12 protein-coding genes are annotated in these 15,815 nt (G+C 61.5%); 6 read left to right on the forward strand and 6 right to left on the reverse strand.

Annotated elements, in window-relative coordinates; genetic code table 11:
• Positions 1–261: 261 nt before the first annotated feature.
• From DTX69_RS13205 to DTX69_RS13215, 3 genes are all read left to right on the forward strand, one after another.
• Complete coding sequence (locus tag DTX69_RS13205; protein WP_119302000.1) at positions 262–1,035, forward strand: sensor histidine kinase; 774 nt, start codon at positions 262–264, stop codon at positions 1,033–1,035.
• Positions 1,036–1,712: 677 nt separating this feature from the next.
• The gene (locus DTX69_RS13210) at positions 1,713–2,033 is read left to right on the forward strand and encodes a hypothetical protein (protein ID WP_119302001.1); all 321 of its coding nucleotides are present in this window, start codon (positions 1,713–1,715) and stop codon (positions 2,031–2,033) included.
• Between the two features lie 404 nt (positions 2,034–2,437).
• Complete coding sequence (locus DTX69_RS13215) at positions 2,438–3,118, forward strand: class I SAM-dependent methyltransferase (protein ID WP_284735743.1); 681 nt, start codon at positions 2,438–2,440, stop codon at positions 3,116–3,118.
• A gap of 152 nt (positions 3,119–3,270) precedes the next feature.
• Here DTX69_RS13215 and DTX69_RS13220 read toward each other — a convergent pair whose 3' ends face one another.
• From DTX69_RS13220 to DTX69_RS13240, 4 genes are all read right to left on the reverse strand, one after another.
• Positions 3,271–3,477 (reverse strand): hypothetical protein, encoded by a 207-nt coding sequence (locus tag DTX69_RS13220; RefSeq protein ID WP_119302003.1) that lies wholly within the window; start codon positions 3,475–3,477, stop codon positions 3,271–3,273.
• An 885-nt stretch (positions 3,478–4,362) separates the two neighbouring features.
• Positions 4,363–6,186 carry a glycoside hydrolase family 15 protein gene (locus DTX69_RS13230; protein ID WP_119302005.1) on the reverse strand — a complete coding sequence of 608 codons (1,824 nt, stop codon included), beginning with the start codon at positions 6,184–6,186 and terminating at the stop codon, positions 4,363–4,365.
• Positions 6,187–6,195: 9 nt separating this feature from the next.
• The gene (locus DTX69_RS13235) at positions 6,196–7,008 is read right to left on the reverse strand and encodes a glucose 1-dehydrogenase (protein ID WP_119302087.1); all 813 of its coding nucleotides are present in this window, start codon (positions 7,006–7,008) and stop codon (positions 6,196–6,198) included.
• A 7-nt stretch (positions 7,009–7,015) separates the two neighbouring features.
• Positions 7,016–9,553 (reverse strand): NAD-dependent epimerase/dehydratase family protein, encoded by a 2,538-nt coding sequence (locus tag DTX69_RS13240; RefSeq protein ID WP_119302006.1) that lies wholly within the window; start codon positions 9,551–9,553, stop codon positions 7,016–7,018.
• Positions 9,554–10,639: 1,086 nt separating this feature from the next.
• Between DTX69_RS13240 and DTX69_RS13250 the strand changes: the two genes are divergently transcribed.
• On the forward strand, positions 10,640–11,776 hold the full coding sequence (locus DTX69_RS13250; protein ID WP_284735744.1) for a multicopper oxidase domain-containing protein: 1,137 nt from the start codon (positions 10,640–10,642) through the stop codon (positions 11,774–11,776).
• A 765-nt stretch (positions 11,777–12,541) separates the two neighbouring features.
• Here DTX69_RS13250 and DTX69_RS13260 read toward each other — a convergent pair.
• On the reverse strand, positions 12,542–13,435 hold the full coding sequence (locus DTX69_RS13260) for a dihydrodipicolinate synthase family protein (RefSeq protein WP_119302009.1): 894 nt from the start codon (positions 13,433–13,435) through the stop codon (positions 12,542–12,544).
• 13 nt (positions 13,436–13,448) lie between these two features.
• Positions 13,449–14,429 (reverse strand): dihydrodipicolinate synthase family protein, encoded by a 981-nt coding sequence (locus DTX69_RS13265; RefSeq protein WP_162917128.1) that lies wholly within the window; start codon positions 14,427–14,429, stop codon positions 13,449–13,451.
• A gap of 256 nt (positions 14,430–14,685) precedes the next feature.
• On the opposite strand from DTX69_RS13265, the gene DTX69_RS13270 reads away from it, so the two are divergent.
• Both DTX69_RS13270 and DTX69_RS13275 read left to right on the forward strand, forming a co-directional pair.
• Entirely contained in the window at positions 14,686–15,432 is a 747-nt protein-coding gene (locus DTX69_RS13270) for a GntR family transcriptional regulator (protein ID WP_162917129.1), read from the forward strand.
• Positions 15,433–15,455: 23 nt separating this feature from the next.
• The gene (locus DTX69_RS13275; RefSeq protein ID WP_119302012.1) at positions 15,456–15,794 is read left to right on the forward strand and encodes an aldehyde dehydrogenase family protein; all 339 of its coding nucleotides are present in this window, start codon (positions 15,456–15,458) and stop codon (positions 15,792–15,794) included.
• Positions 15,795–15,815: the final 21 nt, after the last annotated feature.

Raw genomic sequence — 15,815 nt, forward strand, 5'->3', positions numbered from 1 at the left:
GCGGCGCGCCTTGTTCAGCCCTCGGCGCGTCGCCCTCTCCCCGTCACGCCCGGATCCACGCGACCAGGCGTCCACGAGTTTAACCACGCAGACGCTCGTGGAAGGCCGGCACCCCAAGCTGGCCGTGACGGGGAGAAAAGATACCGACCGAAACGACTCCAAGGCATAAGATCGAGAACACCGCAAACCTATGAGCGGCCAAAGAAGCCCACATAGGTCAACAAACATAGGCAGGTAGGTCAAAATACGAGGAAGCGAGCAATGCTGCCGTGCAACGTTGTTGGGCGAACCAGAATCAATGAACAAGCCGCATACGAGGCGGCGAGATGGCTTGCGAACATGAGCCACGAGCTGCGCACGCCGTTGAACGCCATCATCGGCTTCTCGGAGCTGATGCTCAGAAGCATGGATGGGCTCAGTGAGCGCCAAATAGCTTATGCAGGTGACATACACCGCAGCGGACGCCATCTGCTCGAGATCGTGGGGGACGTTCTTACTCTGACGGGGCTGGAAACCGGCTCCCTGCCTCTTGTTATAGAGCCCGTGGACCTGGCTGCTCTCATGGAGCTCTGCGCAGACAGATTAAGGACGGCCGAGAGGCCGATGAAGGTGCGCCTGGAGATCACTCAAATTGGGGAACCTTTCTCCGTCCTCGGGGACCCGAACGCCTTTCGGGAGATGTTCTGCAAGCTGATTGCAAACGCAGCGAGATCCGGCCCTGCGAATGCACCGGTACAGGTCGTCCTATCCGGCAGTAAAGATGGCGGGGCTATGGTCGCAATTTCCAACACCGGCTCAGCCGCACGGCGGGAGACCATCACTCACACGCTACGGCCGCTCGAATGCAGAGATGCAACCATCGCACAGGAGTTCTGTAATTCCGGAATTGGTTTAATTCTCGTGAAGAAGCTCGTGGAGCTTCATGACGGGGTGCTTTCCGTGCACAACTCGGCCGACAACGGGACCACGGTCGGCGTCGAGTTTCCTAGCAAGCGCGTGCTCGCCCTGGAGCCGGCGAGCAAGGCAGCCGGCTAGTTCATCCCATATGCAAAGCAAAAGAACTTCCATTTGCGCCCGGCCTGATAGCGCCCAGGAGCAAGGATCGCGCGCGCGGCAGGTCGAGGCGGTGGAGCATCGGCTGCAGGATAACGATTTCTCGCATTCAATGAGTGCACCCGCGTCCCTTCTCGAAACAGCTGCCAGGCGCGCACTTGGAAGACGCAGTCGCGGCGATCCATCGGCAACAGGCAGCCCTGACCACAAGATCGCGGAAAGGGTCGCTCGACACATCGAGAAGGTCTATCTCGAGTCCGTCTTCGGACCGACGCTTCATGGACTGCTGGAGCTTGCGGGTGGCGCAAAGCGTGACGGCCGCGATCGCCGCGTGCGCAGAAGAATTCCCACCGTACTATCAGGTGCAGTATCGATAGACGCGAATGTGATCGCGAGTTGTGTGGTCAGGAACGTCTCGCAAGACGGTGTCTTGATAATTCTTCACGAACCGCTGCTCGTTCCCGATCAGTTCGAGCTCATCATTTCCGGAGCCAGCCCAATTGGCTGCCGCAAAGTTCGCCAGCAGGGCTGTCGGATTGGTGCCGCCTTCTCTCCAAGCTCGCCTTTGATAGCGCCCTCGCAAGTAAAAAGGCCTGATTGAGGCGTACCCGTATTCAAGCGGTAGGCGGCTTGGCGGCCGACCCTTTGGTGATCAGGCAATGAACCAAGTCATCCCGACGAAGCCCCTCGATATCGTTACAAGGCTGCGGTTCTTCGTGAACGGCGAAGCGCCGATTGACCTTGTCATCCGCGATGCGGCGCGCGAGATCGAAACCTTGCGGTCGGCGCACAGCGAACTCCTTACCGCCGTTGATGTGCTGACCAAGTACCTTCCGGCTCCGAAAGACGCCGTCGATTCGCAACAACGTGCCTCGCTGCTCGCGGTAATGACGCGCTATCATGAGTGGCAAGCTGGGATGGTCCACCCGGATTGCCACCAGTCGGCAAGCCGGGATTACCCACTAAACGAAGTGCGATAGCAAATATAAGGATCCGCAGCGGCGCACAAATGTCGTCTGACTCTTCGAAAATCAACCCAGGCCGGAGCACATTTGGGGAGCGTCTTCGTACTTGGTGGAACGGAGATATTCTGCCTAACGTGCATCAGCCGGCTCCAACGAGTCTGGGGGACCGTTTCCGTGCTTGGTGGAACGGAGACATTCTGCCTGATGTGCATCAGCCGGCTCCAACGAATGCAAAGGCGACAATTCGGCAGAGCCATTCCAAGTCGGTCACAGTAGCGTCGCGCACCGAGGCGAAATCCAGGCGGCCTCCGCTGGTCAATGGAGAGTCGGTCGAGATCCGGCTGGCTCAATTGCTCTGGGGTGACGGCTGCTCGAAGCCGGGGGGACCGGACTATATCGTGGAGCTGGCAAGGCCTCTCATGCTCAGCGCGGGCAAGGAAGTGCTCGAGTTCGGATGCGGTCTCGGGGGAGGAGCCAGAGCCTTGCACAGGGCGTATTCGACCTGGGTTACAGGCTACGAACCAAGCGCACAGCTTTCAGCTGCGGCAGCCGTGCTCTCCAGAGTAGCCAGACTGGAGAGGTCAGTAAACATCATGCACTTCGCCTCGTATCCTCTGCAATTACGGACGAACTTCTTTGATTGCGCCATCTCGACCGATACTCTGTTTCAGATGGAGTACAAGAAGGAGCTGATCAGTGGCATGATCCGCGGCCTGAAGGTACATGGGCAGCTTCTGATTACCGATTTTGTCAGGCGAGAGGGTTCCGAATCCTATAGCAAGTGGCTTGCCGCGTTCGGTCCAACCCCAGCCCACGTCTGGAGCGCCGAGGATTACATGCGGTGCCTGCGGGCGACCAATCTCGAGCTGCAAACGATCAAGGACATCACCGAAATGTACCGTCGAATGGTGCTGGAGCACATGGCGCGACTTGCGGTAAAGGCTGAGCTGTCCATGTATGCAAGAGCCTTTCCGCACGCAGTCACGGCCCTGCTGAATCTCTGGGAGGCGCGCGTTGCCGCGTTGGAAAAGGGCGCCGTCAAAGTGATGCAGTTCGTTGCATCCAAGCGGCGTGAGGTCAGGCTCCTTTCGGACTGGTAGCGATCGCGACCGTGATCGCCGACGTGCTCTCGAATCCCATCGAGCTTGATCATGCAATGCCGGGGATCATTCTGTCCAGAACACGCGCATTGGCCGCCAGATCCAGAAACGTATATCGGTTACGAATCTTTCGCGCGTTTCGGACCGCTTGCTCATGGCGTACGGGGCGCGTCTGCCTCCTTCAGGATCACTGCGAGCATCTCCGCATGCAAGGAAATTGCAACGATTGCAGCACAAATGTTATCCCATTTAGCAGCGATCCGCTGGTTGATGCTGTCGGCCTTCTCTTCCGTCAGGCGCTTCTGGCTGAAATCCTTCCAGCAGGACGGACCGAGGGTGGGGCCAAATCCGGCAATCAAGTCATACTCATCGTGTGGTCGGCTGAAACGACAGGCGGTGGTCCATCAATCATCCTGCCTTGCAGGCGTGCCATCGTCAGCGTGGTCACGGCGATCTGCTCGCCATGGAACGCGAACGGGCGGCTCGGATCCGGCAACATGTCCCCGTAATGGCTGATCAGATGCTCGCCCTGGCTCGCGGCAGGACGCAATTTGCATAGAGAACCGGCCATCCGGACGGGGAGGAGTCGGCTTTCGGCACATTTCGGCCTTCGGATTTCGCTCGCGCGGAATCTCCTTACTGGTATCGAACTTGCCTCGAGTTCAGCTCAGCTTTGGGCACGCAATGGGCGCAAATGCACCTAACTCATTGAAGCTGCGTGCAGCGAGATCGAGCTGACTTGATCAATAACACTCTGGATCTCTTAGCTTTCTGCTTCTAGGCTGCCCGCTCATAACGGTGTTGTGGGGAGTTCAGGTTTCCGAGCGGGACCTCTCTCGCAATACTGATGCAGATGCACGGCAGCTTTGGCACTGCGGCTGCATTACGGGCAGTCAAATCAGCATTGTGAGCGAACTTCGGTCTCAGTGGTCGTAAGCCCCAGCCTACTCAGACGATCACAACCAGCGGGTTTGGCTCTGGATGGCCTGCTGCCACCGACGGTCCAACTTGGCTCTCCGGAAGCCTGATCTCGGATGACAAGGCCGGGTTTTCGTTTTGTGCTCCCGAGTATGGCTCTCGGTGGCTGTGCTTCCCCGCAACCACTGACGACCAAACTCGATGGTCGGCAAACCCGGTCTCGGATGACGAGGCCGGGTTTTCGTTTTGTGCTCCCGAGTATGGCTCTCGGTGGCTGTGCCTCCCCGCAACCACTCTTTCATTCGATTTCCCACGACAATCTGCGCTCATCTACGCTTGAGTACGCGAAAATCCAATAGGTTCAAATCAGGCCACCTAATCAGCTTGGCGGTCTTGGTCAGCCGCCAGGCCGAATCGGCCAGCGCCACGTGGCTGAAGACGTGAGGGAAGTTTCCCTGCTGGCGGCGCGTTCTCGGGTCATACTCTTCCGCCAGGAGACCGACATCGTTGCGGAGATCGAGTAGCCGATCAAATAGTTCGCAGGCCTCGTCATGGCGGCCGAGCATCGCGAGGTTATCTACGAGCCAAAAGCTGCAGGCCAGAAACGCCCCTTCACCCGGCGGCAATCCATCCCTCGTCACGGTGGAATCGTATCTCAGCACGAGAGCGTCCACCTTCAGCCGCTGCCGAATTGCATCGACCGTGTGCCGTACGCGGGGATCCTCTGCTGGAAGAAAGCCGACGATCGGAATCAGCAGCAGGCTGGCATCCAGCGTCTTGCCACCATAACATTGCACGAAGGAACCGATTTCGGCGTTGTATCCGTTTCGACAGGCGTCCTCATGGATCTGTCTGCGGATCCGCCGCCAATGCTCGAGCGGCGCATCGAGATGACACGTTTCGGCACTTCGGATAGCCCGGTCCATGGCAACCCAGGCCATAACCTTGGAATGCGTGAATTGATGGCGTCCGCTCCGCACTTCCCAGATGCCTTCGTCCGGCTCCTGCCAGATCGTCTCCAGATGCGCGATCAGCGCACGTTGCAGGGCCCATGCATTGTGATCCAGGTCCAAGCCACCGCATCGCGCTTGATGGAGGGTGTCCATCACTTCACCGAAGACGTCGAGCTGAAGCTGGTTATGGGCGGCGTTGCCGATCCGCACGGGTCTGCACCCCTGATAGCCGGGCAGCCAGGGCAATTCCAGTTCTGTGAGACGTCGCTCGCCGGCGATTCCATACATGACCTGGATCTGCGATGGGCTACCCGCGACCGCGCGCAGGAGCCAATCTCGCCACGCTTTCGCCTCGTCGTAATAGCCGGCATTCATCAAGGAAAGTAGGGAGAAGGTCGCGTCACGCAGCCAGCAGAAGCGGTAGTCCCAGTTCCGGATCCCTCCAATCCGCTCCGGCAATGACGTGGTGGGCGCCGCCACGATTCCGCCTGTAGACGCATGGGTGAGCGCCTTGAGCACGATATGGGAGTGGACGACGGCGTCCGCCCAGGGTCCATGGTAGCCGCAACGCTTCGCCCATTTCGCCCAGAACGACTCGGTGTCGCGGAGAGCTCTTTGAGGATCGATCGGTACAGGTGTTATATCATGCGATGACGCGTAGCTTAGGACAAAGGGGACGGTATCGCCGGGGCCGATTGTGAAGTCCGCGACGGACTTCAGGTCCTCGCCTTTGTGCGAAACGGCCGAGCGAAGAATGAGCTGGTCGGGTCCGGCGACAGCGCGCGTACCGCCATCTTCCATGCGGGTGACCCACGGCACGACGACGCCGTAACCCAGGCGCAGCACCAGTTCGGAGCGCATGGGCACACGGCCGTGGAGCCCCTTCGCGATCCGGATCAGGGCAGGGCAGTCGCCACCCAGATCCATGAGGTCAATAAGCCTGACCGCGCCGTCTTCGACTTCGAAATCCGTCTCAAGCACCAGCGTCTTGTCACGGTACCGCCGCTGAATCCGGCTCACCGCGGCCGTCGGTGCCACTAACCATCGCCCGTGCTCCGGCTCTCCAAGCAGCGCGGCGAAGCAGGCATCGGAATCGAACCGTGGCCAGCATAGCCAGTCTATCGAGCCGTCCCGCCCCACGAGTGCCGCGCTCCGACAGTCGCCAATCAATGCATAGTCTTCGATGCGGCCCGGCATGCGAATGCCTCATCCGCCAGCACGGAAAGCGGGGTAGAGCGCCATCCCGCCATCGATGAACAATGTGGTCCCAGTCACATAGTCGGACAGATCCGATGCAAGCCAGAGGGCAGCTTCCGCCACGTCGGCACGTTCTCCGATCCGGCCATAGGGGATCAGCCGCAGGAGCGCAGCCTCCGCTTCCGGCGTCTCCCAGGTCGCGCGATTGATCTCTGTCCTGATCGCCCCCGGCGCTATGCCGTTCACCCGGATCCGCTTCCCCGCCAGTTCCTGTGCCAGGGTCTTCATCATCAGCAGCACGCCGCCCTTGGAGGCGGCATAGTTGACATGACCGGCCCACGGGATCGCTTCGTGCACCGAACTCATGCAGATGATCTTCCCGCGCGCGCGTGAGTGAGGCGTGGGTTCCTGCATCTCGAACTGCCAGATGGCTTCGCGCGCGCAGAGGAATTGTCCCGTGAGGTTGACCGCGAGCACGCGTTGCCACTGCTCGAGCGACATCTCGCCGATAGCCGCGTCCATCTGGATGCCAGCATTCGCGACAAGAGTGTCGATCCGTCCGAACGCAGCCACGAACGCCGCCACCATGGCTCGCACCTCATCCTCGCGCGATACGTCTGCTTTCAGGGCGATCGCCTGGCCACCCTGCGAAGAGAGATCCTTCGCGATCTGCTCGGCCGCGTCGGGCTTCGAATGGTAATTGATCCCGACCGCGGCCCCAGCGGCCGCAAATCGCCGAGCAATTGCCTCGCCGATGCCCGAGCTGGCGCCGGTGATCAACGCGGTTTGGCCTAGCAGAAGCTGGCGAGGATCGATGTCCATCATGCCCTCAGACCACGAATCGATCCCACGCGCCATAATGCTCGGCGCTGCGGCTTCCGCGCGGCAGGCTCATTACGATGATCAAGAGGCCGGCCACGGTATCATTCCACGCGGCTCCCGTGCTGGCCCCCTCCAGCAGCCATGGCGCGGCCAGCAGCCACAATCCGAACAGCAGGTTGATGAAGCGCAGCGCGCGAGTCACCTCGGCCATGGCACAGACCGCAACGGTGATGATGAGAGACCCGACCAGATGGTCACTGTCCGCGATGCCGGCTTCGGTTCCGAAGATCAGGGGTGAGAACATCAGCCACGCACCGAGCGCGCAACTCACAAGCAGTGGCCATGGAGCGGTGACGCCGCGGACTGCAGCGATGATCTGGCCCCGAATGGGAGCGGAGAAGCCGGGGTCCTTCTCATCCTTGCCACCCAGCGGTTCGGGGCCGCCCTGGAAGAAGGTCCGCCAGAATGGCCGCCCCGCTTTCACGCTGCGCCACATATATTGCGCCATCGCCACCACCTCATCCAGCGTCAGAGGAATCATGATCAGCATCGCCAGCGCAGCGATCAAGCAGAGCGTGCAATAGGTGCCGATCGTGATAGGCTGGATGATGATGAAGAAGATCGAGACGCCGCCCAGCGGAACCACCAGGATGAAGAAGAACGTCACCATCCATGGCATCGTGCGCCAGCGCGTGGACGTGCCCATCGCGCCCATGAGCGCCTCGAGCATGTAACTGGTGGCGCCCAAGCCCCCATCCGGGATCGGCCAGGCGCGCGATGTTGCCGAGGTGATGATGTGCTCGGTCCCGTTCTTTTCCGCCTCACCGGCGAAGAACGGTTCCCAGACTGCATGGACATGGCCCATCTGATAGGCGGCGAGGTCGCGGGCGATGAAAAAGCCAAAGAGGCCAAGCGCGATGATCGGCAGCCGCTGTAGCCAGGAAGACGGCGAATAGCTCCAGCCCGGGGGCACCGTGCTTTCGTCCATCATGCCCTCGTGACTCATGCCCGGCATCATGGGTATCAGCACGGACAAGGCGATCGCGAATGCACCGACGATGGTGTCGTTCATGTAGGCAGCCCCGTTCGGGGTCCAGAAGAATAGCGGTGCAAACAGCAGCCAGAGCCCGACGCTGGTCGTACCCCATTGCGCCCACGCGAAGCGGGGCGAGATCGCGAGGGCGCCGAACGTCACCAGAAGCAGGCCGCTGACGATATCGCTCCAGCCCGTGAGCGCATTACGCAGCGCGGGTTCCCACAGATCGCGCTCCGCACTGATGTCGCGCAGCGGCCCTGCAGCCGCCGGATCGAATAAGCTGAACTGGAATGGACTGGTAAGAAGCCATGTCCCTAGGGCGATGATCAGGAAATGTGCCCAGAGCGTCATGGTGTGCATCTCGGCCATGCTTTCCATGTGTCGACGCATGGGCTCGCCCTGCTTCGCGTGCTCTGCCGCGGCGACCTTTGCCTCGGCGGCCTTGCCTCGGTCAGCGACCTTGGCTGCATTCAGCTTGTTGGCTCGGTACCAGTCAGCCGCCTTGGCTTTGAGGGCCGTGATCATCCGGGGCAGGGTCGTGCGCAGGGAATGCCTCGGGTCCCAGCCGAGCAGGCGCCGCGCGCGGCTGATGTCGATTTCGTAGTGGTCTTCTGCGATGTCGACCATCCAGGATCGGATGAACGGGTCCTCGCCCAGCACGTCCTCCTCGACCCAAGCGCCGGCCTTCGCGAGTGGCTTCGGAATCTCCCAGGTCTGCCAATCCTCCCCGCGAATCAGGCGCCCGATCTCGCGCTGCAGTTCGCCGTAGCCGATCGCCTCTGGCTCACCGAGGAGGATTGCTGTTTCGGCACCCAATTCCTTGCGCCGCTCAACGATCCGAACGACGGCATCGACAAGATCATCGAGATGAAGGAATGACTGCCCGGTACGCAGGTCGCCCGGGTAGACATGGCCTTTCGGATCCTGCTCATAGATCCGCGCGATCTGCTGCGCGATGAACGGATTGCGGCACATGTCATCATAGACGCCGGCGGGGCGCATGTACACGACCGGGATCGCCCCGCGCTTGTCGTGAATCAGGCGCTCGGTTTTGATCTTCGAATCGCGATAGGGCAGCTTGGATTCGAGCGGCCATTCCTCGCTGATCGTTTCGCCGGGGCGCCCAGGCTTATGCGCCAGCATGGAGCTTGCAAAGATGAACTGCTCGACCTCGAGTGCTTGTAGCGCGCGCAGCAGCCGTTCGGTCCCGTCGATTGTGATCTGGTCGTACTTCGGATTTGGCTCGCCGGTCAGGTCAAAATAGGCGGCGAGATGGATCACGGATGCGATCTTGCTACCATGGCTCTGGCGGACGCTGTGCAAGGCCTGTCGAACGCTGTCTTCGGACGTGAGATCGACGTGTGCAAAGGTGGCGTTGTCGGGCATCGATTTCGGCGGAGAAAGATCGAAGCCGATGACCTTATAGGTGTCTGCGAGCGTCTTTGTGAGCGCTCTCCCGATGAATCCCGCCGCGCCGGTGACGATGACCGTGTCTCTCTGCTCAGGCATCCGGAGCCATCTTACTTGTGTGACCGCAGATATTTGATCAGAGCGGCAATTCCCAGGATCAGAACGACAATGACCAGGAGACCGATTAACCCCCATGCCACCGCCCATCCAGCCCATGTCGTGCATCATGGTCGTGCCTCGTTTAGGATCGCGCAGACCCGCTCGAAATTCGGCTGCAGCTCACGGCATCACGTGTTGCTCGCCGCTATAAACATGGGGTCCATGAGCCCCGTTGCGCATTGCAGCGGCCGGCTGCACCCGCGAACGTTGACACATGGGAAGCTCTGGGGCCGTAATCGGACATCCGCAGAACCGGTTGCCGGTTCCGGTGAGGCTCGACTTGGCAGCCCGTTAGGATGTGGGATTGGCTGTGGCGCCTGTAGGGTTTCTACAGCGGCCAGTGGTCACAGACCCGTGATGCCCGCTTGTGTCCGGCCTCCTGTTTCGCCAAACTATCGGGGATGAAACGCTGGCGGCAGGCATTTGTGCTGGCGCTCGGGCTTCTCGTGGCCCTGGGTATGGGCCTGTCTGCGGTCCATGCGAGCAACATGGCTGCGAAGATGGCCATTTCCGGTGAGGAGATGGCGTCCGGTTCCAGCGACTGCAGCAGCTGCAATGGCGATATGGGCGGGACAAAGGCCATGGCGTGTGACGCGGTCTGCGTTGCGCCTGTTACAGCCACTGTGCCGCAAGCTTCTGCCTTGCAGATCGATCGGCCGGTCGATCGACCTCTGATGCGTGCCCCAGTTCTATCGAGCTGGGCAGCCTCACCCAATCCTCACCCTCCAAAGTTCATCGCTTATATCTGACGCCTTGTCGTTCGCTGCGGGCTGATAGAGGCGTCTGAGCGCGCTCGCGCGCGTCCCTGAGCACGCGCGCGAGGGTTCCAGGATTTGCGGTTCGCCACGGCTGCCACGCGGTGGATTTGGAGGCCAACGAGTGAAGATGAATTCCAGTCTAATTGTGTCCGGCCGCAGCGTTCTGCTGGCCGGTGCCGGCGTGGCTTTGACGGTCGTTACGCCTTGGGCGACGCACGCTGATGGCGTCCGCGAGATTCGGCTTGCCGCGATGCCGGGGCAGGCGTCCTTGGTCGGCGAGGACTACCCGCAAACCAATGTGCTGGGTTACGACGGAAAGGTGCCCGGTCCGACATTGCGCCTGAAACAAGGCGCGCCGGTGCGCATCATCGTCGAGAACAAGCTCGACCAGGATACTACCGTGCACTGGCACGGCATCCGGCTGCCCAATGCGATGGACGGCGTGCTTGGCCTCACGCAACCGCCGATCAAGCCCGGCGAGAGTTTCACCTACGAATTCACGCCGCCCGATGCCGGAACGTTCTGGTACCACCCACATGCCAGCAGCCTGCAACAGCTCGGGCGCGGCATGGCCGGCGCCCTCATCGTGGAGGAACGGCACCCGGTCGGTTTCGATCGCGAAGTCCTGTGGATGATCAACGACTGGCGGCTGAAGCGCGATGCGCAGATCGCCGCCGGGTTCGGCAATGGCATGGAAGCCGCGATGTCGGGTCGCGTCGGCAATACCGTGACGATCAACGGGACGTTGCCAACCGCCGAGCCCGTGCGTGCGGGTGAGCGTGTCCGCCTTCGCCTCGTCAACGGCGCGCTCGCCCGCATCATGGCTCTGCGTTTCGAGGGGCATTATCCCGTCATTATTGCGATCGACGGGCAACCCTGCGATCCCCATGAACCGGAGGGGAGTCGTGTGGTGCTGGGCCCAGCCATGCGCGTTGACGTCGCGCTCGACATGGCGGGCGAGCCCGACCAGCGCTACCGCGTGGTCGACGATTTCTACGACGACCTCGCCTACACGCTCACCCACCTGTCTTACGACGCGCAAGCGGCCGTGCGCGCCAATCCGCTTGAAGCGACCAGCAGCCTGCCGCGCAACCCGTTGCCCGAGCCCGACCTTGCAACCGCCGAACGCCATCAGCTTGCCCTGCAGGGCGGCATGATGAGCGGAATGATGATGGGAGGAATGATGGGCGATGGGCGAGTGTACCGGACCTATTTTCTCAATGGTCGCGGCATCGAGGACATAGGATCGACTTTCTCATTGCTCGATCTAACACCTCTGGGCCGACAGGAACAGTGGCAAGACGTTCCGTCGGGTCGGCCGCAAGGTGAACCATACACTTGGTGGCGGCTTCATGATCACTATGGGCAAGTTGCCGCGTCCCATCCCCGTTGCGCGGAAGGTTGACAACTGGGGCTTCTTTAAGACCGGCTAGGCCAGATCGCGACTGAATTGCGAACGGCCGCAGTGGACCACTGTACATCTGCCAATTGGCGATCGTTCTCGGCGGATGTCCCAGCTGGAACTGGCCTAGCCTTAGACGGCTCGAAGCGTCCACGCGCCATCTGCATCCACGCAAATGCTGAGCTGTCCGCCTGAACCACCCACGAAAGCTCGTCCGGAGGATGTCGGCTGCTGGCACGACTCTGCATTGAGTAGGGAGAGCGAGTCCGCTCTGCCCGGTAATTCAGATATCGATCTGCTCGGCAATCGTGAGAGCGTCATCGACCTCGATGCCTAGGTATCGGACCGCGCTTTCGATCTTCGTGTGGCCAGGCAAGAGCTGAACCGCGCGCAGATTGCCTGTCCGACGGTATATCAGCGTGGCCCTTGGTTCGACGGAGCGAGTGCGCTCCGAATAGTCGCGGAGCCAGGCCAATACCGGCTATCCAGCTCGAGACCAGGCGAGAGTATTGTCGGGCCGAGATGCAACGGTCTGGCTGACCCCGGCTCTCAAACAGGTAGTCGCCCAGGTGCTTCTGGTTGGTCTTGAGGAAGGCATCGACCGCCTCCTGAGCCTGTTCCGTCAATTCAAACTTCACGGGATGTCCGGTTTTGCGCTGGTGGACGCACCCTCGATCGGCCGTCATGCCGCGAGGGGCGACGTCCTCGACCTTGATGTGGCCAAGCGGACTCTGCGCCGCGACTCGCCCGTGGACCCCGATATGGGTCCTATTGTGCTGTGGCGGCGATCGGGCGCCCTAAAGACAAAAGGGCGCTTTTCAGCTCAGTTACTTGCGATTCAGGCAGTGGCAGTGCCGGCTTGCGGCAGATTCCGACATTGCCCCCCAGCAGGTTGGTCGCTGCCTTGACCGAAGAGTTGTAGTCATGTGTCCAGTAGAATAGCTGCGCAGGAAGCAACGCTTTCCATAGCGCGGCCGCCGCATCGAGGTCACGTTTCGTAACCAAGTCATATAGCCGGACGGCTTCATTCGGAGTTGCGTTAGCGCCACCCCAGATCAGCCCAGGGCACCCCGCGAGCAGCGCCGGGAAAGCGAGCGTATCGCCGCCGTTCAACACTTTGCCGCCCGTTGCGACCAGTTGCTGTATCCTGGTGAAGTCGCCGGTGCTGTCCTTGATGTACTGAATGTTCTCGATCTGGAGGAGACGGCTGAAGAGATCGGGCGTGATGTCACGGTTTGTGTTCTGAGGTATGTTGTAGACGATGATCGGCGTTTTGATCGCGCGGGCTACGGCTTCAAAGTGCCACATCACGCCGTCCATGATCGGACCCTCGAAATAGGGCGGCAGGATCATGAGCGCGTCCGCGCCGAGACCTTCCGCAAACTTCGCGTTCTCGATGGTGTCCCGCGTGCTGACTGCGGACGACTGCGCCACGAATCGGGCTCTGCCGCGAACCTGCTTTGCAACGAGCTGATGGATCTGACGGCGCTCTGCCTCGCTGAGATACGCGAACTCGCCAGTGCCGCCGCACGAGACCACCGCATGGACGCCGGCTTCGAGCAGCCGCTCGATATGACTCGATAACGCCTTCTCGTTCAGATTGTCGCCGGTACTGTCGAACGGCGTGCAAGTCGGAACGCAGATCCCTTTGATTTCAGCCATTGCTTTGCTCCTTCTAGCCTCGCCGCAGCGAGACGACCTTCGGATCGGACTCCATATCTGCAGGATAGAGACTGCGCTCTGCCTGCGGCAACGTTGACTCCCAGCGCCGGAAATCTGCGATCATGCGCTGCTCCTCCAGGACCGGCAGCTCCGACATCGGCGGCAGTACGCGGCGCCATGCCGCAACCCCGGTGCTGTCCGCCACCAGCGCCTTGAGCGAGGCGATGAACGGACGGCGTGACAGCACGACGTCCGCCCTCAGCATCTGCTGGATGTGGCGGCGGCGCTCGAACTGGTTCGGCGCGTCGAACATCGCCCGCAGTAGCCGCGGCATCACGTTCGCGAGCCCGCAGATCGTGCCACGCCCACCGCTTGCGAGCAGCTGCGGCACATGCGTTTCGGTGCCGGTGAAGACCGACAGGTGAGAGAAGCGCCGGAGCAGCGCCTCTGTGAAATCGAGATCGCCGCCGCTGTCCTTGATGCCGACGACCTTGTCCGAATACCGTTCGTCGAGCCGCCGGACCACCGTTGGCGTGATGGGTACGCCGCTGATATCAGGAAAATGGTACAGATAAAGGCGCAGGTCCGGCCGGCCGATGGCGTCGATGACCGAGGCATAGAATCGGAACGTGCCGTCTTCGGTGATGCCGCCGCGATAGACGCATGGTGGCATCAACAACACGCCATCGACCTTCTGATCGATGGCGTGGCGCGCTAGTGCGACGATATCGGGCATCGACAAGGCGCCGACCGAGACGATGATCCGATCGGCGGGAATGCCAGCGGCAATCACGCGCTCGAGCGTCGCTGTGCGATCGGCCACGCTGAACTCGGCGCCTTCGCCGGTCGTGCCGAACAGAGTCACGCCGTCGCAGCCATCATGCATCAGCTTCCGGCAGCGCTCGACCAGCAGATCGATGTCGGGCCGGAACGAAGCCGTAATGGGCGTGGCGACCGCCACCACAAGGCAATCGCGCTGAGGAAGACCACTCATGCCGGCAAGCTCCCCTTTGATGACCATCCCCGGTAGCCCGGTGCGCCGCTCGCTCGGAGCGGTTCCGCAGCTGTCGCCCGATCATCCACCCGGATTGATAATTGTCAACAATCTCCCTTGACGCGATGCGCTGCGGATGAGAGCATTTCGGTAAGCAAGGGGCGATCCGGCGGCCGCAGAGGACCGGCGGCCGCCGTTGAAGGAAGCCGCAAGGCACGGCCAAAGGCGGGCAACAGGGGTGAAATCCGTAGGTTCCGTGAAAGTCGAACGTCGCTCGCTCGATTCGCGCGCGGCCGATGTGCTGCGCGAACAGATCCTGAGCGGCAATCTGGTACCCGGCCAGCGGGTGACGGAAACGGCACTCGCCGCCCAGCTGGAGGTGAGCCGTGGCACCTTGCGCGCCGCGCTCCGTGCCCTGGCACATGAAGGCCTGATCCAGCAGGTGGCGTACACCAAGTGGATGCTGCCGGAATTTTCGCACGCGGACGCGTGGGAACTCTACACGTTGCGTGGCACGCTCGAGGGCATGGCGGCACGGCTCGCGGCCGAGCACCGCACGAGGGACTGCGTTGCGACCTTGGAAGCCGCATTCGAGCGACTGGTGGCGGCGGTGGGATCCCGCAAGCACGGCCGGGTGGCTGAGGCCGATCTCGCTTTGCACAAGACCATCGTTGCGATCACCGGGCATCAGCGCCTGATCGACCAATACCGGCTGCTGGAGCAGCAGGTGCGGCACTATATCATCTCGTCCAACGCGCTGATCATGGACCTCAACCAGATCGTCGCCGAGCACCAGCCGATCGTGCGCGCAATCGTCGCCGGCGAGCCGGAGAAGGCCGAGCGCCTGGCGCGACAGCACAACGCGCCGGAAGTCGAGCGCGCGGCCGAGGCGCTGGTGCGCGAGCGGGCCGCCGCCAAGGCGTCACCAGGTAAGCCGGCAACGAAAGCAGCCGCGCGCCGAGGCGCCGGCAGTCAGAAGGAGCCAGTCAAGGCCAACGCATAACGTCAACGAAAGGGGAGGGTCACATGAACACGATCACCGACAACCGGATGGCGATCATGCAGGACGAGGTCTTTGGGCCCGTCATCCCGCTCATGACCGTCACAGATTTCGACGAGGGGCTGCGTCTTGCCAACGAGTCGCGCTATGGGCTTTCCGCCTATGTCTTCACCAAGGACATGCGCCGCCTGATGCGCCTCATCCGCGAGCTGAAGTTCGGCGAGATCTATGTGAACCGGCCGGGTGGCGATGCCGTCCACGCGCATCATGCCGGCCTGCGGCACAGCGGCATCGGCGGTGAGGACGGCAAATACGGCCTGGATGCGTACTTCCAGAAAAAAACCATCTACGTCAACTACGCGTGATCAGCTGAAGATCAGGGCCAC

Origin of the sequence: Dongia deserti (assembly GCF_003574735.1) — a bacterium.
In the GTDB taxonomy this organism is placed as follows: Bacteria; Pseudomonadota; Alphaproteobacteria; order Dongiales; family Dongiaceae; genus Dongia_A; species Dongia_A deserti.

What these genes read in the sequence shown, in the direction of transcription:
- DTX69_RS13205 (WP_119302000.1), top strand. Translation starts at nt 262, where the DNA reads ATGCTGCCGTGCAACGTTGTTGGGCGAACCAGAATCAATGAACAAGCC.
- DTX69_RS13210 (WP_119302001.1), top strand. Translation starts at nt 1,713, where the DNA reads ATGAACCAAGTCATCCCGACGAAGCCCCTCGATATCGTTACAAGGCTG.
- DTX69_RS13215 (WP_284735743.1), top strand. Translation starts at nt 2,438, where the DNA reads ATGCTCAGCGCGGGCAAGGAAGTGCTCGAGTTCGGATGCGGTCTCGGG.
- DTX69_RS13230 (WP_119302005.1), bottom strand. Translation starts at nt 6,186, where the DNA reads ATGCCGGGCCGCATCGAAGACTATGCATTGATTGGCGACTGTCGGAGC.
- DTX69_RS13235 (WP_119302087.1), bottom strand. Translation starts at nt 7,008, where the DNA reads ATGGACATCGATCCTCGCCAGCTTCTGCTAGGCCAAACCGCGTTGATC.
- DTX69_RS13240 (WP_119302006.1), bottom strand. Translation starts at nt 9,553, where the DNA reads ATGCCTGAGCAGAGAGACACGGTCATCGTCACCGGCGCGGCGGGATTC.
- DTX69_RS13260 (WP_119302009.1), bottom strand. Translation starts at nt 13,435, where the DNA reads ATGGCTGAAATCAAAGGGATCTGCGTTCCGACTTGCACGCCGTTCGAC.
- DTX69_RS13265 (WP_162917128.1), bottom strand. Translation starts at nt 14,429, where the DNA reads ATGAGTGGTCTTCCTCAGCGCGATTGCCTTGTGGTGGCGGTCGCCACG.
- DTX69_RS13275 (WP_119302012.1), top strand. Translation starts at nt 15,456, where the DNA reads ATGAACACGATCACCGACAACCGGATGGCGATCATGCAGGACGAGGTC.